Here is a 25,169-nt window from a genome sequence, read left to right on the forward strand (position 1 = left end):
CAAAGTCCCATGTGTTCTCCCCAACCTTTCTGTTACTTCCATTTTACTGGGTTTAGGAGTTTACACAAACTATTTTACAGACTCTTATTTCGTAAAACTACAGATGTATTCATTGGCGCTCACCCTTTTAGAAATACAGATTCATTAGTTCAATGTTTATGCTTAATCGATTTGATTTTTCCAACAATCTCAGTTCGTTTGATGACTCCAAACATCCGGCTATCAATACTATTATCGATATTGTCTCCGAGTACATAGAACTCATCTTTAGTTAACTCCATAGGGTAGTTCATATCCCCCAACATAAAAGTCTCGTATCTCTTATCATTAATAATAATTGCATTTTCATCACTCTTAATGGTATCTCCTTCAACAGCGACGACTCTCTTTACAAATTTTTTATCATCAATCTTTAGAATAATTAGGTCGTCTACATCAATATTCAAGTCGTTACCTGTGTCTACGATCATGGTATCCCCTTCGTTAATAGTGGGAGCCATTGAAGGTCCATCTGCAATATATTTTTTAGAACATCCTGTAATAAGAATTAATAAACCTAACAACACAAGAAGTATGTACTTATTTGATTTAATGCTTCTCACCTCTTTGAAAAGATTTCGCGTTACTTATCGAACATTTCATCATGCAGTGCTTCATCTTCAAGCTCTCTTTCAATCTCTTCATTGGTCATAACAGCCTCTTCTATTTCTTTAATTCCTAACTTTTCTTTGATTGCCTGCATATCACTTTCAATTTTTTCAGTCTTAATGTATGTACTTAACACCATAGCAAAAATAAGAGAAATCATTATGATTACACCATAGGGAGCAATGAATACGGATAAAACAATTCCTACAAAAAAATACGATCACTAAATGTAAAAAATTCATTGTCCAATCCTTTCCTGAATAAGGTAATGAGAAAATTCCATAAATAGGTACAGCACCTTATGGTTTATTGGCTTTCCATATGTATCTATATTCCCGGATTCCTATACTCCCGTTTATTCTATTCTCTTCAATCTGTTGTTGAAGTTCCTTCTTCCTGGTTGGTGATGTATAATCCGGATTTCCCGGAATACCTGTTAAATACTTAGCAAATTCAAGCTCATTAGGAAAATAATATATCGCATTCTGATACTCTTCTATTTGGATATTAATGAAACCATTACTTATCAGTCGTTCTTTGACTTTATCTAATGCACCTGAATGGATACCGAAAATTGTCCCTCCACTTGTAAGAATCCTACTATGATTTAAAATCGAGGTTGGACCTCTTCTGTTGTAAATGAAATCAAATTGTTCCTCATAAAAAGGCAGTTCATTTAAGGTCGTGGCATAAACAAATTTAACGTTCTCGCATTCCACTTCACTTAATTTAGAGGCTGCGATATTTATCATTTCACTTGAATTATCAAAACCGGTTATTTCAGTTCCTATTCTCCCCATCTTGAGAGTGAAATCCCCGTGGCCACAGCCTGCATCTAATACGGATTTATGTACATGTAACATGCTAATAAGTTCTTGTTCAAAAATGGCTTCAGCTGAAGTACCTTCAATCGTATAAATTGCATTATTTTTATATCCGCCATTTGTTCTGGCATGCAGGTTATACCATTCTACTCCCATAAACTCACCTTCAACTTCCAATGTTCTCTAATTTATAACGGTTTGAACTCTGTCCTTCTGATCAAATACCATTAACCAACAATCCCGGTATTCTCCTTCGTGCCATTCATGCTTAGGTAACAACCTCTGCTTCGTAAATCCACACTTCTCGTATACTCTTATGGCTCTCTTATTCCATGTCTGTGGATCTATTACAATTCGAGTTGCATTCTTCTCTCCGGTTATAAACTTAATCATCATTTCAATTAATTCGGTTCCGACTCCCTTATTCCAGTATTCTGTTTCTCCTATAAATTGATCCATTCCATAAATCACTTCATAGGTATTCTCAAACCCATATAATGCTTCTTCTTCGCTATCAATTGGATAGATCTGTATGTAACCAATGTCTTGATCTTGGTATTGAATAATTCCAGAAGTAACCCTGTCTCTATCTTCATAAAAATGCTGCCTCACTAATGAAACATCGTGCGGTTTATCCCGCCCTTCATAATATTCCAGAACCAAGGGATTACTTAACCAACGTACTAAAAGCTGATCATCTTCATCTAATAGTAATCTAATCTTTAAATTCTGAGATTGAGTAATGAGCATTGAGGATGTTCCTCCACATCTGTTAGTTCTTCATTTGGCTTTATACAAATATACCACTCCCCCTAATAAATGGTAATGGTCAATTTGATCTTTGCTTATCCTCAGCATGAAAAAAATAACCCCGTCCTAAAATTAGGACAGGGTTAACATACCGTTATCTTTGAAGGATCTGAATGAGGTTGCCACAAGTATCGTCGAAGACAGCGATCGTGAGTTCCCCCATTTCTGTCGGCTCCATTGTAAACTTCACACCGAGTTTCACTAATCGATCGTATTCTTCACGCACATCTGGAACACCAAACATTGTAGCAGGAATGCCATCGGCAGATATCTTTTTCTGATATTCTTTAGCGGCTGGATGGTCGTTAGGTTCAAGCAAAAGTTCGGTACCCTCTTGATCTTCCGGTGAAATTACCGTTATCCATCGATGTTTTCCGAGAGGTACATCATGCTTTTTAACAAAGCCCAGCGTTTCTGTATAGAACTTGAGTGCCTTGTCTTGGTCATCTACGAATATACTGGTAACAATGATTTTCATACTGTCCTTGCCTCCTTTGATATTTACAGCACATGGTGCTCTGCTGACATTCCGATTACGAGCAAGCAACTTTTATTAAATTACTCTATCCATCTTGTCAGCAAGTTAGTAAGAGGTTCTTTGTTAAACATAAGTACCCGATATTTTCCCTTTCGTATAGATTGTACGAGTCCTGCATCATCCAACACTGTAAGATGTTTAGCTACCGCCTGCCGCGAAATATTAATGTCATGCTTCGTAATTAGACGTACTGTAAGTTCATACAGCGTCTGCTCGTTGCGTTCGGATAGTTCGTCTAATATCAACCGCCGAGTCGAGTCGCCAAGTGCTTTGAATATAACGTCATTGTCCATCATATATAAATTATATGCAACCTCGCGGTTGCATGTCAAGGTGACTGAATGCATGAAATCTTAATATCCAGCCGCTTAAGTTTCTAGTATGGCGTCCTTCGACGTCTACTATTCTGTAATTCTTGTTAATATTGTATTCACTACTTCTTCAGTTTCAATGTGATCAGTAAGTATATGTTCTCCAAATCTCGTGTCTCCAAAGTGATGAATACATTTCTCTAATTGTTGGAATGTCCATCCTCCTGGAGTATCACCGCGTTGCTTCATTCTTTTATGTAAAGTTTCTACAGAAGCCAGTAAGCAAAAATGATAGAGGTTGGCATCGATATCTTGGAATCCTTTGTGGATGTAGTCAAAGTTCTGAGTCTTATATATCGTCATCGGAACAATCAGATGCTTGTTATATTTATCCTTTAATTCTTTTGCAATTTTCACAGTGAGAACTTTCCATAAATCTAAATCCTGAAAATCATCCGTTCTTTCTTCATCCATTCTATCTTCTTCCCGTATTACATTTCTTAACAGATACCCTACTTCCTCTGGGTCATAGATCATACTATTCGGAAGCAACTGTGAAAGCTTAATGGCTGCTGAGGTTTTACCTGATCCAAACGAACCATTGATCATTACTATCATTATTCACCTCTATGTATACGTGATTGATAGGTCCTCAACTGAGTCTGGCTTGTCCTTATAAGCAGTGTTGAATACCAGCTCTTGCGGATCTTAGAATCAACCAACTTCCATCCCGCTTTTCACACCCTTTAAGAACGTATTCACCGTGCCACTGATAACGAACGGCATTTGCATCCAGACGTAGGCATGAACCGCTTGTGGAATTCTGTGGATCTCGCTTACCTTCACTATACTCGCAAAAACATGCATACTGCTCTGGATCCGCTCGTTACCCCAGTCCTCTTCACTCGGCAGAAAGAGAATAGGACACTGTACTTTCTTGTAGTAGCTGTCAAATTTCACATCCATGTACTTGCTAATATATTCTGTTCGAACCCGATTCTCATAGTGGCTGGTGAATTTACCTTCCTCCGTCTGAACCATTGTACTCTCTGCAAAAGCGAAGAAATACTCGTTCCACAAGCCCAACTCTTCGAAGGACCTCCGCGACTCCGCTAAATATTCCGTAGGGGTGTCGTAGACTGGCACCTGTCGCTTCGGCAACTCGGCTATAACCCTAGCCTTTTCGCGCTCCGCTTCCTCCTCCGTCCCAACGAACAAACCGTATTCGCCGAACTCATTATATAAAGCGCCTTCGCAGACTAACGAAATCACCATTTCCGGGTGATCAGCCGCTAGACTAAGGCCTACCTCAGCCCCCAGCGAACTGCCAACGACATGACATTGTGCGATTCCAAGCTTGCGAAGTAACAAGAACATATCTTGAGCCATATCATCAATGTGATAACCTGTCTCCGGCCGATCTGAACGACCGTGACCCCTAAGATCCGGAGCTATGACTTCATATTCTTCAAGAAAGAGAGGCAATACCCCCGACCACATCTCAGAGGTCCCTCCGCTAAAATGAAGAAATAATATCGCCGGCTTATCACCCTTCGTGTAATTCACATGAATGCTAAGATCCTCATGAAGTTGGATACGTTGCTGTATCATGAATTAATATCTCCTTTGTTGCTATTGTCCGCACCTGTCTATCTCAACAGGCCGCAGCGTATTTTGCAAAGACGACTGCAAATTGCAGATCTTTATTAACTATCCATTACATCCACTCCACACAAGCCTCTGCAGACCAAGTCACCGCTAGGAGCAGTAACACGAATGCCTTGGTATGCGAGGCCTCTGTCCCAGTGCCTGATCCAATTGTGCTACATTACTTTTTACAACTCAAAAAATACTGCATCATGCCGGCGACTTTTTCCTTTTTATCTATTTCAAAGTATTCTTGAACCATAATCTCAAATTCTTGAGATGACATATTAAATTTATCTGGCCGGCCTAAATGCTCCTCAATCAGCATTGTAATTTCGAAGAGCGGGCTATCAAAGTTAGGAATATCAAGAACAAATTTCCCAAATGGCTTTATGATTCGATGAGCTTCTACGATTGCTTGTTCTACAAAGTCTTTTTCAAAATACTCAAGTATACCGACACATGCGCCAATGTCAAAATAATTCTCTTCAAAAGGTGTTTCATGTACACTTCCACAATATAATGATCCCACTGACAAATTGTTTTTTGCAGCAAACTCATTAAGTAGTTGAATGGTTTTGATGCTTATATCAACTCCATGATAGGTAGAAAGCCATTTATCATATCCGTTAAACATTAGGTTTAAGCAGCAACCAAGATCAATAAATTTCATATTTGTAACTGGCGATAGATAATCCTTGATTTCCTTACGTCCACTATCCGAAAGAGAGCCTTCCATTTTCAGCTTTTGAAAAAGAGGGTAGTCGGTGTGTTTGGTGATATGCTCTGGCAGATCTTCATATAGATCAATACCCTTCCTCCCAAAATCAATGGCTTTGTCATAGGAAATTGAAATTAATTTCAATTGGTTTTCCATTTTATTTTCCAAGTTCCCCTCACTTTATTATTACTTAGGTAATCGCTTCTCCACTTCAAGTTACCCATTAAAGGCATTATTCTCGTATATCTTTCTTAAAATAATAATGCTTAAACCCTCTAGGAGCATCATCAAGTACTCCAATTACCGTATATCCTTGTTTCTTGTAAAAATCAGGCGCTTGGAAACTAAAGGTATTTAGTTTTATAAATGTACATCCCTTATGTTTGGCTATCTCTTCAATTTCCTGTAATAAGTTCGAACCATAACCTAATCCCCTATATTTCTGATCAATCCATAGGATATCAACCTCTAACCAGTTCCAGCAAAAAACACTTATGAGTCCGCCTATAATCTTCCCGTTTTCATCCTTGATAGAAAGATTAATATCTTCATAGTTTGTATTTATATCTGATGGTACGTGCTCTGCATTGAATTCAATCAACCTGTTTCTAATATAGTTAGTTTCATCTTTATTACTAATACTAATTTTGTTTGTATTGTCCATATAAATCCTCTCCTTTTTGAGGTTTTCAATAACATTCTACATGGGCGAAAGCTCCAGGTCTGACAAACTAGCCAGTAAGGGTTATATGCTGAATCCGCATCCACGTAATTCTTTACAGCCCAAGGGCCGTACCGCCCGCAACGTATAAACGTTGTTAGGTGATGTCAGAGTTCATGTTTCAATGTTCAAGATACTTCTCTGTTATTAGTATATCGAATCTCCACAGGCTATATCAAAAGGCATTATGAGTAGTTTCTGAATATCTTTTTCGTAGTATCTAAAAAACCATTCAATGGCTTTTGCATAATTTTCCTTGTTGTCAAAATCCCAATATGAATAATATTTCACACACTTCACGATCTTTGTAAGTTCTCTTAGCGGGTTGCCCAATCCGTCTAAGATAAAAAAACGTTTCATATATTTGATATCAATACAACCTTGTTGTTTCTTTTGTTCGTCTGCTATTACGTCAACTAAACTTTCAAATTCTTTTAACCTATCTGGTTTTACTTGAAATAATTTTACCTCCGAGAATGAATTCTTCAATTTAAATCCCCCTGTAACTAATTTGCCTAGTTTAGAATCGTAATACCCAACCTATTACCAACATTACTTAACCAAATATTGATGCTCCGCGCTTAATGCTTCTAAATCATAATAACCAACAAGTTTTAATATAAGCATTTCCTCTTGGCTTCCACGATTCAGATATAGAACAAAAAGTCCAACTGCCATAATAATTATTCCAATGATGGACATGTTCCCACCATTTCTTTTATAAATTAATTTGCATTCTTATCATGTCTTTACATTGTAATCCATTTTCAAAAATTGGATCTTTATAGTGCCTTATAAAAAAGTCTTTATCGATCCCGATTATTCTAAATCCACACTTCTGATATAAATACAACTGCCCAATACTTGAGTTTCCAGTTCCAATTTCTAAAGTTTTATATCCGAGATCTTTCGTTGTCATTAGTGCGTGCTCAATTAATTTCTTCCCAATCCCTTTTCCTTGAAAGTTCTCATGGACCGCTATATTAACAATCTCCATTGTGTTGGGTCTCGTTGATAAAAGTAAGTAAATTCCAATAATCTCACCATCGATCACCCCAACATAACACTTGCTTCTTGTCATATAGGTATGAATGACTTCTTCTTCCGGATCGGCCAATAATATTAGATCAATGGGTAGGGCTTCATTTGACTGTAACTCTCTGATTATCATAATAAATCTCCATATCTTGTGATTTTCTTCACAAAAACTTGCGCTTTATGCCAAAACATCAAAGTTCGGCTAGATGAGCGTCATTTCTAATCCATATTCTGTCTTAATTCTGTTCGAATTTGTGCAGCTTGAATTGGGTGTCCATCCCTTTGGAAATATTGTAGAGTATGCTGCTTCCATTTCCCCGAAAATCTTCTGCCGGACCGAGGGTGAATGCCTGAAGCGTGAATATAGCGTTAGGTGAAGCGGATGACTTTTTTGAATTTACTCAAATTCCTTCCGTGATCCCTAGCCCCCTTCACGTATTGTGGTTACGCCATCAAATTGTAAATTCTTTAAATCCATATCTTTAATCCAAAAGTAAAGTCTTCCCATATCATCCCACACCATGTTCGTACTGTCTTCAGAATCTATTTGAAGAAGGAGCCTCCACCCCTCGCCCTTATACTCACCCTGAACAGGATCATGATACCCATATAGTCTATTCATTCCTACATTGAATTCTGAAGTATAGCCCTCTATGTATTTTTTTGAAAAATTTTCTTCGAATACTTCCCAGTACTTATCGTGATTGTCATCACCCCAAGGTAACCCAAGCACTTCATATACTTCATATGAATCCGAATCAGGTACATTCCATTCAAGTCGAGGTGTAACTCTCGCACTTGTAAACTGCAATTCTTCGGATAGTTGTTTAGGGGGTTGAGTTCTTATTAGATTATTCAATTCTCCATCGTAATATAAAACCTTTGAAGTCTCAGGGTTATTATCGAAATCTCCATCTTCATACATCGCTTCGGGATATGCTGTATAGAAGAAATAAATGATTCCTTTAGTTGGATAAATATCGTTATCTGTCTCACTATCTGTCTGAATGTTAGGCATTTCCTGCAAATTGATCTGCGCAATAAATGACATGGGGTACTCTTTCCAATACGGCCATTTAAAATTTGCAGGCAAATCTGGTTGGCCCCCTAGTTTGGTCTGACCCATTTTTAATTTTTTCTCTGGCGCTCTTTCCGATATCAAACGAATAGATGGCTTGATCATGTTTTGAAATGTCTCTGAATAGTCTTCTAGTCCAGCTTCTTGAAATAGTGATAAAACGTCTGCTTTTACATCCATCATTGAGCTTATGTCTTCATTATTATTTGCGTTTTTCTTTTCACATCCAGATAATATAAAAATAATTATTAAAACAAACAATGCTATGCGCTTCACTTAGTTGCTCCTTGAATTTGATTTTTATTGCCCACTGCAATTTCGTATAACGCCATTGTACTCACGAACCCGACAGGCTTAGGGCTGCACTAGATGCCGTTGCCAACGGACTTAGCCAGTGCAGGGTTGTATGCTGATTTTGCTTCGAACTTTTTTTCATCCGTAATTAATCGCTCATAAATTTCCTATTGAAATCAGAACTCCACTTTCTTATCGGTCTAGCTGCGCCTTACTCCTTGTCTTTTACTCGTTCGTTTAGCACTATGATAGGTAAGGGCCCAGGCAATGCAGGTTTTGAGTTCTTCAACAGGAATGTTGTCGTCATTCTCAAAAATGATCGCCCGATTCCCTTCATATCTTAACTCGTTTGGAAAAGCGGTTCGGAACGTATCTACTAGGGTCGTTTGACAGTTGTAATACATGGCATACTGTGTGTCACTGAACTTCCTTCGATCGATTCGAATCGTGCTTCCACTCTTAAATTCTGCCGTGACGTATGCAGGTGCTATTGGATACTGATCAAATACGTTTGCAACGTCCGGGTTCGATATAGAATTCATCGAATTCCTCCTTTCCAGTGCGTGACAGCCTTGATTTGTTTGAGTTTTATGGTCTTTTTAAAATATAAATAATAAGTGTTTGTTCTCTTTTATCTTCTTCATCAATTTAACGACTCCTCGAATAATAAATACTGAGAAAATGATCATAATGACTGGACTAATTTCTATAAGAAAAACAGGAGCTAATGCTGAAAATGAAACGAAAATCTCGTAAAGAAAAAAATAATCAACTATTCCAACAACTACAAAAGACATTACAATCAATTGAAATTTCTGATAATAATAACTAAGTTTATAATAGGCTCTTCTTAAGTAATCCAACACTTTCATGCTTCACCTCATTGCAATTTATTTACAATAAGTTACGATTGTGTTTGGACATGGTTTCAGGTGTAACTGGTACAATATCTGCCGTCATTCATTCTCAAATAAATTCGTTAAAAAACTTAAGTCTGGTTGTTTATTTATTATTCGATATGAATTCGATTCTTTATATAAAAACGCACCTTGATTTTTGATTTCTAATATTTCATTTCCATCACTATAAATAAAATTGATTTCAAATTCATGTACGGGTTCTTTATAAGTCACTCCATGCTTTGAAGATATGAATTCTAATGAATCTAGAGATCTCCAGATTTCAATAATCTCACTGTTTTTCGTCAAAGAAACTTCTCTATTATGGTCAAGATCTTTAATAATGATTTCTTTAATATCTACTGAAGTTTCAACCAATAATATATCTTTAACATGATATGATTTGCTACTCGAGCAACTACTTACTATTAAAGTTATTAAAACAATAAGAAAGAGAGTACGTATTCTCACTATGACCTCCAACTATTGATAATTATGTATTTCAAGTAAAGTTGCGTTCTTCCTCAATTAACTTGCAAATGGTTATTTCATTATCAGTAATCTCCAAAAATTCTTTTGATCTACTATGATAAACTTTCGGGTGAAAATTTACTTCTTCAAAAAGCACTTCACCATTCGAGATCTCATAAACCCGAAAGCCTATATTTTGAGAGGTACAATAAAGAAATTTATCGAAAAATAATATGCCATTACAAATTTCAAATTCTTGCAATAAACTGCCATCATAAACATCAAAAATTCTAAAAAGTAATTCTTTCGGTATATTTATGAGATCTTCATCGTCATATAAACTTGAATCGATCTTCCCCATTACTCCAACTGTGGTACTGCTAAGCCAACAAATTGGATCATTCCAGTCTTCCTTATCCCGCCATAACTGTTTCTTAGTTTCTCCATTTTCGGATTCCCAACAATTATTTGTAATCCATTGTTTAATATTCCAAGCTGTCACAGAACCACGCGGATGCCATTCCCAACCATTGTCCACAACCCATTCATTATTAGGCGAAACTAATAGTTGTCCATGAAAATAATCCAAATAATGTTCATCACAATTAGGTTGATTACCTATCATGTGAAACTCAGGATCTACTCTGGTGGTTAATAACTCACCAGTTATTGGATTTGAAATATCAAGCCTATTCCATTTCGTTCCATGAATCAAAAGTATTTGATTATCATCACTCGTATAAAAAGAAACTGGAAATATGGTTTGATTGAAATGATAATCATCTCTGCTAAATCGCATGATTATCCTCTGAGTGAATAGATCTAAGACCAATCCAACTCTGCCATAAGTATTAAATACTGCAATGATATTTCTGGCAGATGAAGATAGAATGGAAACCGCCTCATCAAAATCTAACTCGTCACCAACAAAAGTAAATAATGTATTATTAGATTCCTGATTCGTATTAATTTCAATAATTTTCTTATTACTAGTAATCGCTTAGTATGTACATTCTTGAGATATCACTGGATGGATATCCAATAATTCTTCGTTTAATAGTTTTAGTCTTCTTTTTTCAATATTAAATAGAACCTCTCCCATCTAAAATCCCTCACTAATATATATTTAGTGTGCAATTTCATCTAATACTTATTTGTTACCGAGTTGTTCCGCCAAACCGATTAGAATTCCTTCGACTCCACGAATGTAACAGAGCCGATACGAGTCCTCGTATTGAACCACTTCGCCAACGAGCTGAGCTCCGTGCTTAGTTAATCTGGATACCATTTCGTCAATGTCTTGAACCGCAAACATGACTCGAAGATAACCGAGGGAGTTTACAGGATCAGTCCGGTTATCTGATATAGTAGGTGGGGTGAGAAATCTCGAAAGTTCAAGTCGGCTATGGCCATCTGGGGTAACCATCATAGCAATCTCTACGCACTGGGTACCTAGTCCGGTTACGCGACCTGCCCATTCACCTTCGACAGTGGCTCGCCCTTCGAGGGTCAAGCCAATCTCCTCAAAGAAAGAAATTGCTTCTTCAAGAGATTCTACAACGATGCCGACATTGTCCATTCTTAGTAATTTGTTTTTTGTCATTGATTTATCTCCTCACATACAAATTTGTTATCTGATTATCTATAATTATTTAATAAAATATTAGCTTTGTAACAATTGTTGACAATAATAAGAAGACATAGTGCTTGAATATTTGAAATCGGGGTTTCAGGTATGTCATATACGTTGTTGCATTCACGACGCCCACCACCTTAAGGAGCGTAGCAACTGGTCGCGATGCGGTTAGGCGGTGCGGGTGTGTCCGTCTGCTTCGGCTCTCTCGTTACTGAAAAACATCCCCGAATCCACTTCTAACTGCTGCCGGGCCGAGGGACGGTTAAATTGATTTATTGACCTGTTTTATTGTTTTCTTCATCTCCTTTTTTGTTAGAATTAATTTCCTGTAAATAGTTTTTCACGATTTTTGAATGTTTCAGTATAAATGCATTGTTAAGCGAAATTCTAACTCTTTTTCTTGGCAATTACTGTTATTATTTCTGATTCATCATCATATTCTCGTCCAGTTACATCTGAATAATATTCAAATTCTTCAAAGCCGGTATAGCTAAGAATTGAAGAAATTTCATCAATTGTATATGTCTTATCCCAAATATTATATACTTGCATATCCTCATTATCATCTAATACTATTGTTTGATGTAAATGAACTCTTTCTTCTGAATACCAATAATTAGAGTCTAAACATAAATGAGAAGTTGGTTTCCAAAAGCTACTTTTATATGAATTCCATGTTCTTGAATCAGCATGATTTCTATATTTATTAGGTGTAAAAACATCAAAGACAAACTTACCCCCGGGCTTTAAATTACTGTAGATTTTGTATAACAATGAATTTCGTTCGTTTTCGTTAAAAACTCCAAAGTCACAATATATAAGCAGGACAACATCAAAACAATTATTAAAATCGAGAGTTAAATAATCTTGACAAACATAATCAACATGCAAATTTAACTCCGATGCTTGTTTCTTTGCATATTCAATAGAGCGACTTGAAAAGTCGACTCCCGTTACATTATTAAATCCCAGCTTAGCCAACCGATTAGTATAAAGCCCTGGCCCACAACCTAAATCAAGTACTTTTTGTTCAAAGTGGTTACCACAAATATATTCTTTGATCCATTTCACAGAAGCATCAATAGTATAAGGCTTCCTGCTTGCTGCATCTGTATTTGGATCTAAATGAGCATCCAGCATTTGTTGTGATATATATTCGTCTACCCACATCTGTGAACTTCCCTTCTCAAATAATAAAGGTCTTTTTGTTTTTTCAATTATTTTGCTTATCGTCATGAAAGATCTCCTTCTTTCAAAAGAATCACTATGCCAACTTGCACTCGCTCACATTCAACATCATATGCAGCATCTGGCTTGTTCCCTACCAGAGTATGCTTTACTGCGTTAACCGTACCCAGCCTACAGGCGGGGATAGGGGATATAAAAAGGTTCCCTCCCGTTAAACAGTTGACCGCTTTTGCCGGGCTGGAATCATCTGTTTACGGGTCGGGAACCTTTAAGTCCAATCACAATCACATTTCGAAGAGAGGATCGTCTTACCTCCGCACCGCTTTGTATCAAGCTACCGTAGCTGGGATTTCAAAGCAAGTTAACGGTCCTTCATTAAGGGTAGTATTTTATGGGTTATGAATCGTCCTGGACGAAGTTCATCAACAGAATAAAACATAGCAATTTCCTTGGCCTGAAAACTCATTTCATTAAAATCATCATTTAACTCGTTCTTAGTTTCTGAAAGTTCTTTATATTGATTATGCCCAAAAGTAAGTGTCGAATGGAAATGAAACGATTCCCCATCAGGACCAGAATTCGGAATCGAAAATCTTTTCATTAACTCACTATTTAATCTATTATGTATTTCTCGAAGTGCTTGACTCTCTTGAATATCAAGCCATAAAACTTGTGTTTCATTCTCTCCGTTCTTCATATTTATTAAGTCTATTGCTTTAAAAGTGATCTCAAATGAACTTAGACTCAAAGCAAATTTTTCAAAATAATTCTCGATCTCCTCAATTTGCGATACATAGAATGATTGTTTTAAAGAAATGTGTTGAGGTAACAGTGATGACTCAATGCTTACGTGCTGTTCTTTAATTAATTTATAAATCATCTTTCTTACTCTATTGTGAACTTCATAATCTAATAAAAGTGCAAAACAAACATACATTGAATTCTCTCCTTTACTTTTGGATTTCATATAACGTTCCTGTATTCAGGACGTCACAGCGGCTTAAGGACCGCTAGGTCCGGGTGGCTCTACCACTTATCTGGTGGGATGTGCCGTCTGATCCCACTTTTTACGAAATTCCTCGAGCTACTTGGATATTATTTCTTCAATACTTCCATTTGTTTCATATGATGCTGATCATGCCATATAAAATCTTTTAAATATCCTTCAACTGTAAATTTATTGTCAAAATACCCCTTGGTAAACTTTAATTCATCCATATTAGTAATGTTGTCTATTAAAAGGTTGCGATATTTCATGGTTAATTCAATTAATTCGTCTTTACGTAATGTCTTACCATGTTCAATTGAATTCTTATTAAATTCATCAAAAGTTAAATTAAGTAATGATTTCGCAAGTGGTTTATCGGTTGATATTCTTTCAATAACTTCTTCAAAAAAATATTTGTCCCATAGCATAATATGGCTTACTATATCATGAATTGTCCATTGGCCATCTTTCTTAGAAGTCGTCCAGTCGAAATCTTTCATTTCAAGAATAAAGCTGTTCCATTTTTTGAACTCATCTAATAACTGTGATTTGTTACACATAGTATCATCCCTTCAGTTACGTTTTTCATAAGCTATTATTTCGGATAACGATTTGTGTTCAAGAGCCCGAAAGGCTTAAATTGCCGATCAATCAAGTACAGTGACTGATTCCTACCGGGTGGCTCCTCAACTTCTGCCGGACCGAGGAGCAACAGCGATGACGTGAACATGTTGTTATACAACGGACTTCTTGTATTACCCACAAACATCTTTAAGTCTCCATTCTCATGTTTGTATAATATGGTTTAAATCCTGCACTGTCCCAGAATCTTTTCCCTTCAGGGTTGGTTTCTAATACATCAATTTCAATTTTCTCTACGTCCTTAAAACGTGTCTTCTTCAAGAGTTCTATTCCAGCAATTCCATATCCCATATTTCTATATTCTCGTCTTATAAAATATTGTCTTATATATACTTGTTTTTCATCTCTATTAAATAAGTCCTCTTGATATTTATAGAGTGTGTAACCAATAATCTTTGATTCTTTCAAAATCAAATCAATTCCCCAAGCGTTTTCGAGAAATTCTCGCATACGGCCCTCTAGTTCTTTAATTCCCATCGGGTTTGAACTTTTCTCATCTTCAATTAGCTGCTTATTCATTTCAGCCAAAATTTGAAGATCCGAGTTCCTTGCACTTTGTAATCTAAGAGTCAAGGTTTCGACCTCCTAGAATTTAATGGTTTGGTCTTCATTCATTACTCGCTTCGGTCTATCGTATAACGTTTCCGCATTCTCGAACCCGAGAACCTTAAGTAAGCACAGATCCACCAGTGCAGCTGGATCCCGACCGGCCGCGACGCGGTTAGGTTCGCAGATGTTGTCTGCTGAGTCCACTACTCTGAAAAGCCTCTGTAGACCAAGGGACCGTTAGGGTCCGCAGCGTGAATACAGTGTTACCAGAAGTTAATGCCTGCCTTGCATAACATTGATGCATCCTTTAATAAGTCATTTAATAATGATCAAGCCAGGGGATTTTTCCCCAGTTACTTTTTGATACATTAGTTTGTTCAAATTCGAGAATGAAGTGTACTTTAGCGTTGTCACTATAAATTTCTGGATTAAACATTTGAATGATTCTGGTTTTGTATACTCCATTATTAATTTCGAAACTACAATCTTCAAGATGCCTTTCTGGTAATACAACATCTTCGAATTGAGCACCCATTGTCAGACTTTCATAATTAATTAGACATAACTTACCATTTGTTACTTCGATAACACCTTCTATTTCCCTAAATCCCGTTACACTAGTAATTTCTTTGTTGATACTAACCGTCCAAGTCCCTTCTGTCCCAGTACTCCAAAATAACAGATTATTGGATTGAATTTGTTTCATGAAATGATTCAATAATCGTTTTAAGTCCCAATCTTCATCAACGAATGAACTGTATCTTTCAGGATTAAACAAACCCATAAAACCTGAATCATCTGCTATTTCATACAACTTCATCGAAATACCCTCCATAAAATATTCCTCTGCATTAATTTCTGCTAACGTTACCGTATTCCTGACGTTCAAGCGGTTTAAGGCACAAAGTGCAGGGTCGTCAGACTTAGCCGGCTGGATGTGTAGCCTGAATTCACTTCTCCGAAATTCCTCTTGGCGACCTAGGAGCGACAGCGACGAAGCAGGAATGTAATGTTATAAGCATGTGGGTGACTTCTCGATTAAACTTTCATTCATGTTTTCCTCGATTTCTTTCAATATATTTTCTTATGATAAAACCTATCCATATAAAATTTAAAGGAAAGAAATTAATAATCAATATAGAAAACGAAAGAGCGTATTTATTTATCGGTTTTCCAAAATACACTGTAATATCAGTAGAAAACGTCGCTAGAAACACAAATAGGTTATATACAACATAGAATAACCACTGCATCTCAGATGGCAATACATACGGAACAGCGGCTCGTTTAAATCGTGCTTCAATATCATCAGTAATATAATTATATAAACAAATGAACCAAATAATTATCCCTATAATACTAATGATTGATATGTTAAATAAGATCTCCCACCTGCCTCCTCTTGAGTTAACATATCTAAACCCAATAAAAATATAAAAAAGCGGTAAAATTACGATAACAAAGAATTTTGCAAGAGGAACAACTATATCTACATCCTCAAATTGGAAGAAAATAATAATCATTAATATATTAAAAAGGATATGCAAAAATATGATTTTAAGGTTTCTCATCTCTTCACTCATTTCTTATAACGTTCCCGTATTCACGACGTTTAAGCGGTTTAAGGACCGTAGGTCCGGTGGCTCTGCCACTTAGCCGGTTGAATGTGTCCGGTGAATCCAATTCTCGAAATGCCTCTTATGGACCCAGGGTCATGTTTGTCTCAGCCCTCTGCGTTAAATGCGATGTTAGATGATGTTAGCTGCCTTCTTCGAATTGCCTTAGATTCCCTTCAGTAACCATTCTTTAGTCTTTCTCCGAACTTTCTCTCCAATGATAGCATCTCTTGCATAAACCCAAGTATATATTCACGAATCCGAGAGGCTTAAGGCGCAATAGCGCCGGGTCGAGACTTAGCCTCGCAGGAGTTGATCACCTGACCCGAATCCTGGCCTCATATCTTCTGGCGATCCAAAGGCCGAATGGCCGTAGCGTAAATATGGTGTTAGACGCTGTTACCACTTCTTCATCGAGTCATCCCCAATATATTTCTTGATTGTTAGCTGTCTTCTTTATATATTCTTTTGTCTAAAACCTTTCTAATAAATTCAGTTTTTTTATTGCAATAACTTTCAATATCATTACTATATTCCTCAACCAATTTCAGTTTTAACTCTTCATATTCTTTACGTGATTCTTCATTTGCGCACAAATAATCACGAAAAGCAATATGTTCTAAGTATCCCTTCCCATCTTTCGGGCATACGTAAAGGTGGTACTTCGGCTGTCGATCTTCATAAGTTCTTCTAAATGCTTCTCTTCCCTCTACCCCTAAGTTGCCTTCATGTTCAAATCCATGTGCTTTTAACCGTTCAATTATACTAGGTAAAATAGCATAGTTCTCGATGACAACATCAAGATCAATAATGGGTTTAGCAGACAACCCTTCTATAGAGGTGCTCCCAACATGCTCAATTGAGATAATTAAATCATTAATATATGAATTGATCATTTCCTTTATCTTATTGAAATCTGTTTTCCAATGTGGATTATATGATACTATTTCAACTCTCTTTACTTTTCTTTCTACCATGTAATTACCTCCACATCTGTTTTTAAATAAGGCACTTAGACAATGCGTCTAACGTTCCCGTGTTCACGACGTCCCACCACTTTAAGCGAACGTAGTGAGCGGCCGCGATGCGGTTAGGAGGTGCGACTGTCTCCCGGCAATCACTTCTTAGACTTATCTACCGGGACCGAGGCGGCTTGTCCGCCGATGCGCTAACACATTGTTAGATGATGTCTGCGTCTTCTTTGAAATACATTCATCCTTTATTTAGTGTAGTTATCAATAATCTCAACTACTTCAATATTTCCATTAATCAAAACCTCTGGAAGCTCACTTATAACATTACCCTTCCAATATTCTTTAGCTTGTTCGATTTTCCGGGAAAAGGGAGCCCCATCTTCTTTTGGCAAAAGGTTTCCATCGCCCTCGAAGTAATTACCAAGAACTCGAAGTTTAACAATTTGCAAAACTTTTCGATTATAAGAATCAAATAGGTCCTTCCATTTCAAAGCATCTTCATAGCTTTTAGCAGCGTATAAACAAGATAATCTTGAAGGATATTCAGGATAGTCTTGTAGTCTAACCATCTCAACTATCACTTCTCTAATAGCTCTAATTGTTTGTCCTACATACTTATTGGCTACATCCGTGTTTTCTTTATTCATCACTATACCTTCATTTGTATGATGATCATGAAGGATCTTAATAAAGTCTTCACCCTTTGTATTTAAATGCTCCCTTTCAAAAAAGAAATGGTACAGGGTATTTTTTGGTCTTTGTCAAAGGAAATTGTCTGACCAAGGTTCATTTTATTCCTAGTAACAATGTGAAAAACATACAATTCATTCTCTCGCATGGTCTGCTCCTTGGAACAACTAGGAATACATTGTATTCACTAACCCGTAGGGTTATCTGCCAGATTCTACATCCCCGATTTATCTATTGGCAGATCCAGGGCTGAACGGCCCGCAGCGTGAATATAATGTTATATGCTGTCGGGGACTTCTTCGATCAACTTCAAAATTCTTCTCTATACTTATAGTTTTCTTGATTTTCAAATTGTATTTTTCGTCTTTCAATAAATTCTCTTGTTTCTAAACTGTTATCTCCCGGTTGCAATATTTCGGTATAGTAGTAAATAAAAGACATAGATACATTAATTTTTTTATCTTGAACTACAATATGTTTTCTTTCTTGAAGAGAATTTAGAATCTCCATCAATGCTATTTCATCCAATTCAAGTTGCAGTGAATGAGAAGCAAAAATAATTAAGTTATCAATAAACGGCGCACTTTTATATGTGGCTCTATATCTAAGAATTAAGAGTAAAATTAATGAATCATTAATAATTAACATATATTTCTCTTCCTTTAGAGGGTTTGGGGTTGGAGATTTAGTGTTCCCCGATTGCATATAATGTTGTTGTGTTCACGACGTCCCACCGACTTAAGGCGACGAAGTCGCCGGGCGCGATGCGCCTAGTCGGTGCGGATGTGTCTGGCTGCCATAACTTCCCCGAAATCCCTCTGCCAGACCGAGGGGCTTGTCCCCCGCTGTGTGAACACGGTGATATCTAATGCCTGCGCTTCTTGATCATCTCACATAGTTCTTTAATGTTTGTAACTCATGATACAGAAGATATTAAATAATCATTATCTCTTTCTGTTAACTCAATCCGATTTGTATAAAGTAAAATTGCACCATAAAGCCTCGCCATCCTAGGTTGAGATTCGTTGAACTTCTCCATCACGTATCTTGCCAACCCCCCAATATTTTTTTGTGAATGACCTAATGAAGTTTCATCAGACAATATAACTAATTCATTAACTATTTTATCTAGCATCTCATCAGAAATTCTGAATAAGGTTTTTCTCCATTTGCCAAAAAATACATTATTTTCAAAAACAAATGATATCTCATTTGCTATTACGCCAGTTGGAGCTATCTTAGTTACGGACCCGGTCTCAAGTTTCCGCTTAATTATTCCATCATTAATATGCTTATTAAACTCCTTCATCAATGTAAAAGCCTCTAATGACATCTGAAGTTCATACTTTATTGACTTTCTTAATTCAGCATGAATATGAACGGCATTTCTGATATTGTAGAGTTCAATTAACTTTCCACACATTGCTGAGGTAATCAGATTCAACTTCTGTGCAACTTGACATTTTTCATCAAATCTAATTTTTGTAATATCTCTTTTTACAAAATCCTCGTAGTAAACCAAAAGTGGTTTCCCCATATGTGTTAGTGCACCCTCAAGTTCCTTTTTCTTGTCGTTTGGTATCGATATTTGTTTTTGTGACTTTATATATTTTAATTCTTCAACAATTAATTCAGTTTTGAACTGCTCAAATAATACTTCATGGATTATCGCTTCATAGATTGAAGTATACATAATGATTTGAACACGTACTTGAGCCAATAATAAATCATCGGTTGCTGCTAAGCCTTCAAACATCTTATATATGAATCTTGCATTAATATATTCTGTCTTTATACGTTCTACTAAGTCTTTATTTTGTATGTAACTAAAATAATTAGTTACATCTTCCAAATCAGGCAAGTGATTGTTAATTTAATCATCGATTTCGCGTTTTAATTTTTCCTTAAATGGCATATCAACACACATCCTCATTTAATCGAATATTTTTTGATCTTAGCAGGTTTCAGATAACGTTCCCGTATTCACGACGTCCCACCGACTTAAGGCTCTGTCAGGAGCCGGCCGCGATGCGGTTAGTCGGTGCGGATCTGTCCACTGATTCAACTTCCCTGCCGATCACCTCTTGCGGACCGAGGGGCCGCCAGGCTCCGATGCGTGAATATAATGTTAGCTGAAGTAAGTGCCTCCTTGAGATCAATCAATTACTCTATCAAGTAGAAAAAATCCCCTGAACTCTTCCATCATTTCTGGGTTATAAATATTAATTAATTGAAGAGTTAGTTTTGAATTTAAAGATCGATCAAGTTGAAATAGTCTTTCGTTGGACAATTTCAATTCTCTTATTTCATTAAATGATAATTTTCTTGTTTGTACGTTACGTCCTTAATTGAGTTTACCCCGTGGACTTCAAGGGATAATAGTCCATATAGTTCTATTATGCTTTCATTATTTTTACTGACATACTTAAGTAGGTCATTGACACTATAAATCTCATCTTCAGTTTTATTATAAATTGAGTACCACTTAACATATTTTCTCGGTATTTCTGATTTTATTTTTGAAATCAATTGTCTTTTATCAAACTCAATTTGTTTTAATGGATGCTCTTTTTTCATTTTACGAATTGTTTGGTTCATTTCCTGTAACTTTGCTTCTGAATATTTTGTCTTTAACAAATCAAATGAATGTTGTTTACTCAGAATCTTTAATTCTTCCTCTTTGTGAAATAAAAAATAACTTAACGCTCTTTTTTCCATATTGTTTTTATCTTCTACAATGTACGACAAAGATAAATACACTTCTAATACTGATCGCGCTGTAATTTGTGCCGCCCCAAGGGAGTTATGATCAATAAGAATAAATATCCCATCAGTTAACTCCAATAACTTTCTATAGAGAGAGAAGATAACTAAATCAAACAATTCAAATTTTTTATTTTGTTTAAAAATGCTTTCGAATAAATAAATACCAAATCTAAGGTTCTTACTTAAAGAATTTAAGAATGCTCTTTCTTCAGCATCATCAATATCCTGTGACACAAACAAATGTATGTTACTCATGTTATCACCTAGTTAATTAGTATTTGCGCTTATTTCAGCTAACGTTCTTGTATTCACGAACCCTCACTGGCTTAAGGCCCGTAAGGGCCGGCCGCGATGCGGTTAGCCAGTGCAGGGTTGTCTGCTGATTCCGCTTCCTCGAAAATCCTCTTGCAGACAAAGGGCCGTCAGGCCCGCCGCGTGAATACGGTGTTGGTTTAGCTGATGCTTGCGGCCTCATCGAATATTCTAAATATAAAAATCTTCCTAGAATAGAACCCAATCTAAATGATATTTGAATAAGTTCCTTTATTACTTTACCGACATAATATTTCACCCACACTTGCTTACAAACTATTGTTATCATTATTTAGAAAATCATTTAGATGTTGAAAAAATGTATCAAAAGCCACTTCTTCAGTTGAACTATAAAATTGTATGATATGTGCCCAACTTTGAACTCCATGTATGTTATAACAATCCTCAATATACTCTTGGAATCCTTGTGCGAATTCTGGATAATCTCCTTCAATTTCATATATACAATGCTGATACCCATGGATAAAGTGCCACAGATCTAAAAGCGATTTCCTTCCGATGTAAAGTCCCGGTTTTTCTTTTATTTTTTTTAGTAATCCATTGATTCGAGGGTCGATATTAATTCCTCCAAACTTAAAGTTGTATTATTAAGACTGAAATATATTTTAGGTCTTTGAATTCTGATTGAGTCTTTAACTTTAATTCGAACTGGGATTTTATATCCTGGCACTCGGAAGTTTCAGCTAACGTTCCTGTATTCACGAACCCGTAGAGTTGTCTGCCTGATTCCACTTCTCGAATTATCATCTGGCAGACCCAGGGCCGAATGGCTCGCAGCGTGAATATATTGTTAAGCGATGCTCCTGACCTCCTGATTTACCAACAAAATATTATCTTTATTAGCTCTTCAATTTATTATAGTTTCCTAATCTTTATCCTGTTGTGGACCTTGTTTCTTATTATGTATTGATTCTTAGACTTTGTCCTTACATAGTCTTTATGATGTTTTATTCTTATTGTCGTCCGTTCATCTTGTGCATTCAGTCAGTATTGTATTTCTGGGTTTTTCTTTCCTCACAGTTCTAGTTTTTGCTGTTCAATCTATTAGTCTATTCATTAATATTCTTTCAGGAGTTTCACATAACGAGAGGCGAATTCACGAAGTTGCCTATTGCTCATCAGAGCAACTTGGCGCTGGGCTTGCGTCACCGCAAGCACTGCGACAACTAGGCAATTTCGTGAATTCGAAGTTATGTGACGTTGGTGTGTCCTAAATTATACCACTTCTAGTTCTAAAGCACTTGCTAATTCTAAAAGAACCTTCCGTGATAGTTCTTCAATGTTTTTACTTACAATTGGTTCAGCTCCATGAATTATTGAATTTCTTAATGTTATTAAATTAATGATTTGATTAAGTAACTCAGAATTAATTTTCTCTGATTTATAGATAAACTCGGCAAGTCTTACATTGGATAATCTTTTCATGTTTTTATTATTAACTGGAACGATTTGAGATTGATACGCTGTACCATATTTTTGAATTATGTATTCAAGCTGGTTATAATTTTTTAGAAATTCTTCTAAACTACCTCTATCGTTGATTTCATAATCAGGGTCAGCAATTTTTTGAATTTTTTTGCTTTCCTTTTCAATTCTTTTAGGCGAAATAACATCAAATATGAAATACGATATAACCATTAAATTTACAATAAATAATGATTGTCCCATATTCATTAAAATGGGATTCCAAAATGTATTGGGATTACTTTCAATAGAAATAACAGAATTCGATATCAGCAAAGTGGATACTGTAATTAAAGTAATAAATTTTAACAATGTATAGTATCTTTCTTTCAGTCCTTGAATGGCTTCTGTCAAAGAGTCATCATCTGATTCTTCCCTACTAAGTTCGTTTCTGAAGAAAATAAAACCAGTTAGAGTTAATCCATAAATCCCAGCTAAAACTTGTGCAGTAGTTGAAAATAGATATAATATCTGATTTTCGTTTAATATAAGTATTGGACAAAATATACCTATCAAGCTTGAAACTACTGAAATGATTACAGCTGTTATGGCTGCTACAATTATCAATTTTGATGTAGTCACGAATTTCTCCTCGTTTCAAATAGATTGTTGCTATACCCAATGTCACATAACGTTCTTGTATTCACGAACCCTCACTGGCTTAAGGCAGTGTCAGCTGCCGGGTCCGACGGACTTAGCCAGTGCAGGGTTGTCCGGCTGCGCCCACTTCCCCGAAATGCCCCTGCCGGACCGAGGGCCGGATGGCCCGATGAGTGAACACGGTGTTGGTATATTAAGCTCATCCCAGTAAGTCGGGGGTGAGCTTTTCTTTTATACTAAAAAGATCACCACTGGGTAAAAATTTAGCTGGTTGGGTTAAGAGCCCGTATCACCGTGCCAACCTGTGGAGAACGACTTATCCTTGGTCCCGGTGTTATCCAAAGGAGGTTTTATGCAAAAACCCGTGCTTAGTATTGATGTAGCGAAAGGTAAAAGTGTGGCTGCTGCTTTCTCTGCCTACGATTCCATCGTCCGTAAGCCATTCTCTTTTTCACATACGCCACAAGGAATTTCTTCATTGCTTCCCTTGTAAGAGGAGCTAGAGCAGATGACACAACAACGGCCTCATGTTGTTTTAGAAGCCACAGGCAATTATTCCAAACCTCTGGTCTCTTACTTCTCCTCCATGGGATATCCCGTCGTTGTCCTCAATCCATTGCTCACTCATCAGCTCAAAAAGAAAGCAACCCGTAAGATCAAAACCGACCCCATTGACGCCCTTCGGATCACTCAAGCTTTCTATTTGGAGGATGTCGCTCCTGTCCAGATGCCAGATTCTAAAGTCACTGAACTCCGTGCATTATGTAGGCAGCACTACCAGTTAACCTCATTATACGGCGATGTGCAGCTGCATTTCCGTTCAGTTTTAGACCTCTTAATTCCTGGGTATGAGCGTGCTTTTCAGAACATTTGTAACCCTACTTCGCTTGAACTTTTGAGCCATTATCCTTCGCCACAACATTTATTAGAGGCTGACCAGAATCATGTCTTACGAAATCTTCTAAACAATCGACGTGGACAAAGCTGGAATGAGATAAAGCTTGTTCATCTGAACACTATTGCACGTGACAGCTTACCAGATCCTGAAGCTACTTTCTCACATCAGATTGCGCTGAGAAGCTATATTTCGCTTAAACGGCGCTTGCTGACATTCAACATCATATGCTGAATCTGGCTTCTTCCCTGCCAGAACACGCTTTACTACGTTCGATTCCAGGCGTAGGTCCTCTCACAGCGGCGACCCTACAAGCGGAGATTGGGGATATAAAAAGGTTCCCTTCCGTTAAACAGTTGACCGCTTTTGCCGGGCTGGATTCATCTGTTTACGAGTCGGGAACCTTTAAGTCCAATCAGAATCACATTTCGAAGAGAGGTTCTTCATACCTCCGCACCGCTTTGTACCAAGCAACCGTTGCCGGGATTTCAAAGCAGGTTANGTCGGGAACCTTTAAGTCCAATCAGAATCACATTTCGAAGAGAGGTTCTTCATACCTCCGCACCGCTTTGTACCAAGCAACCGTTGCCGGGATTTCAAAGCAGGTTAATGGCCCACGAAATGAGGTTCTATCGCGATATTATCAATTAAAACGTTCTCAAGGCAAGCCTGCCAAAGTGGCTATTGTTGCTGCCGCCAACAAGCTTTTGTGCATTGTTTATGGGGTTTGGAACAGCCAGACGCACTTTTCTAACGTCTAAGTTCATATTATAAGTTATATTTTTCCATATATCTACTGTTTGGGGTAGGTTTATTTGAGTATGTTCG

At 36.9% G+C, this 25,169-nt stretch carries 33 protein-coding genes and 1 pseudogene; 4 read left to right on the forward strand and 30 right to left on the reverse strand.

Annotation, left to right across the window (positions count from 1 at the left end; translation table 11 throughout):
* Window positions 1-149: 149 nt before the first annotated feature.
* The 19 genes from lepB to ACAN55_RS14685 form a co-directional block, all read right to left on the reverse strand.
* A complete protein-coding gene (gene lepB / locus ACAN55_RS14595) occupies window positions 150-602 on the reverse strand; it encodes a signal peptidase I (RefSeq protein ID WP_379134009.1) in 453 nt (150 codons plus the stop codon).
* A gap of 20 nt (window positions 603-622) precedes the next feature.
* The gene (locus ACAN55_RS14600) at window positions 623-808 is read right to left on the reverse strand and encodes a hypothetical protein (protein ID WP_379134012.1); all 186 of its coding nucleotides are present in this window, start codon (window positions 806-808) and stop codon (window positions 623-625) included.
* Window positions 809-947: 139 nt separating this feature from the next.
* Window positions 948-1,649 (reverse strand): class I SAM-dependent methyltransferase, encoded by a 702-nt coding sequence (locus ACAN55_RS14605; protein ID WP_379134014.1) that lies wholly within the window; start codon window positions 1,647-1,649, stop codon window positions 948-950.
* Window positions 1,650-1,655: 6 nt separating this feature from the next.
* The gene (locus ACAN55_RS14610) at window positions 1,656-2,222 is read right to left on the reverse strand and encodes a GNAT family N-acetyltransferase (protein WP_379134017.1); all 567 of its coding nucleotides are present in this window, start codon (window positions 2,220-2,222) and stop codon (window positions 1,656-1,658) included.
* 154 nt (window positions 2,223-2,376) lie between these two features.
* The gene (locus tag ACAN55_RS14615; RefSeq protein ID WP_379134019.1) at window positions 2,377-2,760 is read right to left on the reverse strand and encodes a VOC family protein; all 384 of its coding nucleotides are present in this window, start codon (window positions 2,758-2,760) and stop codon (window positions 2,377-2,379) included.
* A gap of 80 nt (window positions 2,761-2,840) precedes the next feature.
* On the reverse strand, window positions 2,841-3,116 hold the full coding sequence (locus tag ACAN55_RS14620; RefSeq protein ID WP_379134353.1) for an ArsR/SmtB family transcription factor: 276 nt from the start codon (window positions 3,114-3,116) through the stop codon (window positions 2,841-2,843).
* Between the two features lie 105 nt (window positions 3,117-3,221).
* Window positions 3,222-3,749 carry an AAA family ATPase gene (locus ACAN55_RS14625; RefSeq protein WP_379134021.1) on the reverse strand — a complete coding sequence of 176 codons (528 nt, stop codon included), beginning with the start codon at window positions 3,747-3,749 and terminating at the stop codon, window positions 3,222-3,224.
* A gap of 96 nt (window positions 3,750-3,845) precedes the next feature.
* Window positions 3,846-4,742: an alpha/beta fold hydrolase gene (locus tag ACAN55_RS14630; RefSeq protein ID WP_379134023.1), complete on the reverse strand. Its 897-nt coding sequence runs from the start codon at window positions 4,740-4,742 to the stop codon at window positions 3,846-3,848.
* A 217-nt stretch (window positions 4,743-4,959) separates the two neighbouring features.
* Window positions 4,960-5,667: a class I SAM-dependent methyltransferase gene (locus ACAN55_RS14635; RefSeq protein ID WP_379134025.1), complete on the reverse strand. Its 708-nt coding sequence runs from the start codon at window positions 5,665-5,667 to the stop codon at window positions 4,960-4,962.
* 64 nt (window positions 5,668-5,731) lie between these two features.
* Window positions 5,732-6,163 (reverse strand): GNAT family N-acetyltransferase, encoded by a 432-nt coding sequence (locus ACAN55_RS14640; protein ID WP_379134028.1) that lies wholly within the window; start codon window positions 6,161-6,163, stop codon window positions 5,732-5,734.
* A 204-nt stretch (window positions 6,164-6,367) separates the two neighbouring features.
* Window positions 6,368-6,709 carry a hypothetical protein gene (locus ACAN55_RS14645; protein WP_379134031.1) on the reverse strand — a complete coding sequence of 114 codons (342 nt, stop codon included), beginning with the start codon at window positions 6,707-6,709 and terminating at the stop codon, window positions 6,368-6,370.
* Between the two features lie 63 nt (window positions 6,710-6,772).
* Entirely contained in the window at window positions 6,773-6,898 is a 126-nt protein-coding gene (locus ACAN55_RS14650) for a hypothetical protein (RefSeq protein ID WP_379134034.1), read from the reverse strand.
* Between the two features lie 40 nt (window positions 6,899-6,938).
* Window positions 6,939-7,391 (reverse strand): GNAT family N-acetyltransferase, encoded by a 453-nt coding sequence (locus tag ACAN55_RS14655; RefSeq protein ID WP_379134036.1) that lies wholly within the window; start codon window positions 7,389-7,391, stop codon window positions 6,939-6,941.
* A 288-nt stretch (window positions 7,392-7,679) separates the two neighbouring features.
* Window positions 7,680-8,612, reverse strand: coding sequence for a YwqG family protein (locus tag ACAN55_RS14660; RefSeq protein WP_379134039.1), 933 nt, complete (start codon window positions 8,610-8,612; stop codon window positions 7,680-7,682).
* A gap of 218 nt (window positions 8,613-8,830) precedes the next feature.
* On the reverse strand, window positions 8,831-9,172 hold the full coding sequence (locus ACAN55_RS14665; protein WP_379134042.1) for a hypothetical protein: 342 nt from the start codon (window positions 9,170-9,172) through the stop codon (window positions 8,831-8,833).
* Window positions 9,173-9,586: 414 nt separating this feature from the next.
* A complete protein-coding gene (locus tag ACAN55_RS14670) occupies window positions 9,587-10,000 on the reverse strand; it encodes a hypothetical protein (protein ID WP_379134045.1) in 414 nt (137 codons plus the stop codon).
* A 31-nt stretch (window positions 10,001-10,031) separates the two neighbouring features.
* On the reverse strand, window positions 10,032-10,799 hold the full coding sequence (locus ACAN55_RS14675; RefSeq protein ID WP_379134047.1) for a hypothetical protein: 768 nt from the start codon (window positions 10,797-10,799) through the stop codon (window positions 10,032-10,034).
* A gap of 351 nt (window positions 10,800-11,150) precedes the next feature.
* The gene (locus ACAN55_RS14680) at window positions 11,151-11,603 is read right to left on the reverse strand and encodes a VOC family protein (RefSeq protein ID WP_379134050.1); all 453 of its coding nucleotides are present in this window, start codon (window positions 11,601-11,603) and stop codon (window positions 11,151-11,153) included.
* 420 nt (window positions 11,604-12,023) lie between these two features.
* Window positions 12,024-12,872 carry a class I SAM-dependent methyltransferase gene (locus ACAN55_RS14685; RefSeq protein ID WP_379134052.1) on the reverse strand — a complete coding sequence of 283 codons (849 nt, stop codon included), beginning with the start codon at window positions 12,870-12,872 and terminating at the stop codon, window positions 12,024-12,026.
* A 30-nt stretch (window positions 12,873-12,902) separates the two neighbouring features.
* On the opposite strand from ACAN55_RS14685, the gene ACAN55_RS14690 reads away from it, so the two are divergent.
* The gene (locus tag ACAN55_RS14690) at window positions 12,903-13,226 is read left to right on the forward strand and encodes a transposase (protein WP_379134055.1); all 324 of its coding nucleotides are present in this window, start codon (window positions 12,903-12,905) and stop codon (window positions 13,224-13,226) included.
* Here ACAN55_RS14690 and ACAN55_RS14695 read toward each other — a convergent pair.
* The 11 genes and pseudogenes from ACAN55_RS14695 to ACAN55_RS14745 all read right to left on the reverse strand — a co-directional run bounded on the left by ACAN55_RS14695 (window position 13,186) and on the right by ACAN55_RS14745 (window position 23,428).
* Window positions 13,186-13,761, reverse strand: coding sequence for a 2'-5' RNA ligase family protein (locus ACAN55_RS14695; protein ID WP_379134057.1), 576 nt, complete (start codon window positions 13,759-13,761; stop codon window positions 13,186-13,188). The genes ACAN55_RS14690 and ACAN55_RS14695 overlap by 41 nt on opposite strands.
* A gap of 158 nt (window positions 13,762-13,919) precedes the next feature.
* Window positions 13,920-14,372: a DinB family protein gene (locus ACAN55_RS14700; RefSeq protein ID WP_379134059.1), complete on the reverse strand. Its 453-nt coding sequence runs from the start codon at window positions 14,370-14,372 to the stop codon at window positions 13,920-13,922.
* A 211-nt stretch (window positions 14,373-14,583) separates the two neighbouring features.
* Complete coding sequence (locus tag ACAN55_RS14705) at window positions 14,584-15,027, reverse strand: GNAT family N-acetyltransferase (protein ID WP_379134061.1); 444 nt, start codon at window positions 15,025-15,027, stop codon at window positions 14,584-14,586.
* A gap of 295 nt (window positions 15,028-15,322) precedes the next feature.
* Window positions 15,323-15,823: a hypothetical protein gene (locus tag ACAN55_RS14710; RefSeq protein WP_379134063.1), complete on the reverse strand. Its 501-nt coding sequence runs from the start codon at window positions 15,821-15,823 to the stop codon at window positions 15,323-15,325.
* A gap of 226 nt (window positions 15,824-16,049) precedes the next feature.
* Window positions 16,050-16,586: a hypothetical protein gene (locus tag ACAN55_RS14715; RefSeq protein WP_379134066.1), complete on the reverse strand. Its 537-nt coding sequence runs from the start codon at window positions 16,584-16,586 to the stop codon at window positions 16,050-16,052.
* 476 nt (window positions 16,587-17,062) lie between these two features.
* Window positions 17,063-17,596 carry a GrpB family protein gene (locus tag ACAN55_RS14720; RefSeq protein WP_379134069.1) on the reverse strand — a complete coding sequence of 178 codons (534 nt, stop codon included), beginning with the start codon at window positions 17,594-17,596 and terminating at the stop codon, window positions 17,063-17,065.
* A 242-nt stretch (window positions 17,597-17,838) separates the two neighbouring features.
* Window positions 17,839-18,431: pseudogene (locus ACAN55_RS14725) on the reverse strand (DUF2441 domain-containing protein).
* 161 nt (window positions 18,432-18,592) lie between these two features.
* A complete protein-coding gene (locus tag ACAN55_RS14730) occupies window positions 18,593-18,931 on the reverse strand; it encodes a hypothetical protein (RefSeq protein WP_379134072.1) in 339 nt (112 codons plus the stop codon).
* 268 nt (window positions 18,932-19,199) lie between these two features.
* Complete coding sequence (locus ACAN55_RS14735; RefSeq protein WP_379134078.1) at window positions 19,200-20,135, reverse strand: hypothetical protein; 936 nt, start codon at window positions 20,133-20,135, stop codon at window positions 19,200-19,202.
* A gap of 449 nt (window positions 20,136-20,584) precedes the next feature.
* Window positions 20,585-21,304 (reverse strand): DUF5677 domain-containing protein, encoded by a 720-nt coding sequence (locus ACAN55_RS14740; RefSeq protein WP_379134081.1) that lies wholly within the window; start codon window positions 21,302-21,304, stop codon window positions 20,585-20,587.
* A gap of 1,293 nt (window positions 21,305-22,597) precedes the next feature.
* The gene (locus ACAN55_RS14745; protein ID WP_379134084.1) at window positions 22,598-23,428 is read right to left on the reverse strand and encodes a hypothetical protein; all 831 of its coding nucleotides are present in this window, start codon (window positions 23,426-23,428) and stop codon (window positions 22,598-22,600) included.
* 370 nt (window positions 23,429-23,798) lie between these two features.
* Here ACAN55_RS14745 and ACAN55_RS14750 point away from each other — a divergent pair, with 370 nt between their 5' ends.
* Genes ACAN55_RS14750 through ACAN55_RS14760 form a run of 3 tightly spaced genes read left to right on the forward strand, consistent with a single transcriptional unit; the run spans window position 23,799 to window position 25,102 of the window.
* On the forward strand, window positions 23,799-23,939 hold the full coding sequence (locus ACAN55_RS14750) for a hypothetical protein (RefSeq protein WP_379134087.1): 141 nt from the start codon (window positions 23,799-23,801) through the stop codon (window positions 23,937-23,939).
* Between the two features lie 15 nt (window positions 23,940-23,954).
* Window positions 23,955-24,575: an IS110 family transposase gene (locus ACAN55_RS14755; protein WP_379134090.1), complete on the forward strand. Its 621-nt coding sequence runs from the start codon at window positions 23,955-23,957 to the stop codon at window positions 24,573-24,575.
* Entirely contained in the window at window positions 24,569-25,102 is a 534-nt protein-coding gene (locus ACAN55_RS14760; protein WP_379134093.1) for a transposase, read from the forward strand. Before ACAN55_RS14755 ends, ACAN55_RS14760 begins: the two co-directional genes overlap by 7 nt.
* The last annotated feature ends 67 nt before the right edge of the window (window positions 25,103-25,169 follow it).

The organism is Paenibacillus oryziterrae (assembly GCF_042610485.1).
GTDB lineage: Bacteria > Bacillota > Bacilli > Paenibacillales > Paenibacillaceae > Paenibacillus_AQ.

Coding starts and splice junctions, on each gene's coding strand:
- ACAN55_RS14600 (WP_379134012.1), bottom strand. CDS start 808: ATGATTTCTCTTATTTTTGCTATGGTGTTAAGTACATACATTAAGACT.
- ACAN55_RS14610 (WP_379134017.1), bottom strand. CDS start 2,222: ATGCTCATTACTCAATCTCAGAATTTAAAGATTAGATTACTATTAGAT.
- ACAN55_RS14615 (WP_379134019.1), bottom strand. CDS start 2,760: ATGAAAATCATTGTTACCAGTATATTCGTAGATGACCAAGACAAGGCA.
- ACAN55_RS14620 (WP_379134353.1), bottom strand. CDS start 3,116: ATGATGGACAATGACGTTATATTCAAAGCACTTGGCGACTCGACTCGG.
- ACAN55_RS14625 (WP_379134021.1), bottom strand. CDS start 3,749: ATGATAGTAATGATCAATGGTTCGTTTGGATCAGGTAAAACCTCAGCA.
- ACAN55_RS14630 (WP_379134023.1), bottom strand. CDS start 4,742: ATGATACAGCAACGTATCCAACTTCATGAGGATCTTAGCATTCATGTG.
- ACAN55_RS14640 (WP_379134028.1), bottom strand. CDS start 6,163: ATGGACAATACAAACAAAATTAGTATTAGTAATAAAGATGAAACTAAC.
- ACAN55_RS14650 (WP_379134034.1), bottom strand. CDS start 6,898: ATGGCAGTTGGACTTTTTGTTCTATATCTGAATCGTGGAAGCCAAGAG.
- ACAN55_RS14655 (WP_379134036.1), bottom strand. CDS start 7,391: ATGATAATCAGAGAGTTACAGTCAAATGAAGCCCTACCCATTGATCTA.
- ACAN55_RS14665 (WP_379134042.1), bottom strand. CDS start 9,172: ATGAATTCTATATCGAACCCGGACGTTGCAAACGTATTTGATCAGTAT.
- ACAN55_RS14675 (WP_379134047.1), bottom strand. CDS start 10,799: ATGCGATTTAGCAGAGATGATTATCATTTCAATCAAACCATATTTCCA.
- ACAN55_RS14680 (WP_379134050.1), bottom strand. CDS start 11,603: ATGACAAAAAACAAATTACTAAGAATGGACAATGTCGGCATCGTTGTA.
- ACAN55_RS14685 (WP_379134052.1), bottom strand. CDS start 12,872: ATGACGATAAGCAAAATAATTGAAAAAACAAAAAGACCTTTATTATTT.
- ACAN55_RS14690 (WP_379134055.1), top strand. CDS start 12,903: ATGCCAACTTGCACTCGCTCACATTCAACATCATATGCAGCATCTGGC.
- ACAN55_RS14695 (WP_379134057.1), bottom strand. CDS start 13,761: ATGTATGTTTGTTTTGCACTTTTATTAGATTATGAAGTTCACAATAGA.
- ACAN55_RS14700 (WP_379134059.1), bottom strand. CDS start 14,372: ATGTGTAACAAATCACAGTTATTAGATGAGTTCAAAAAATGGAACAGC.
- ACAN55_RS14710 (WP_379134063.1), bottom strand. CDS start 15,823: ATGAAGTTGTATGAAATAGCAGATGATTCAGGTTTTATGGGTTTGTTT.
- ACAN55_RS14715 (WP_379134066.1), bottom strand. CDS start 16,586: ATGAGTGAAGAGATGAGAAACCTTAAAATCATATTTTTGCATATCCTT.
- ACAN55_RS14720 (WP_379134069.1), bottom strand. CDS start 17,596: ATGGTAGAAAGAAAAGTAAAGAGAGTTGAAATAGTATCATATAATCCA.
- ACAN55_RS14730 (WP_379134072.1), bottom strand. CDS start 18,931: ATGTTAATTATTAATGATTCATTAATTTTACTCTTAATTCTTAGATAT.
- ACAN55_RS14740 (WP_379134081.1), bottom strand. CDS start 21,304: ATGAGTAACATACATTTGTTTGTGTCACAGGATATTGATGATGCTGAA.
- ACAN55_RS14750 (WP_379134087.1), top strand. CDS start 23,799: ATGCAAAAACCCGTGCTTAGTATTGATGTAGCGAAAGGTAAAAGTGTG.
- ACAN55_RS14755 (WP_379134090.1), top strand. CDS start 23,955: ATGACACAACAACGGCCTCATGTTGTTTTAGAAGCCACAGGCAATTAT.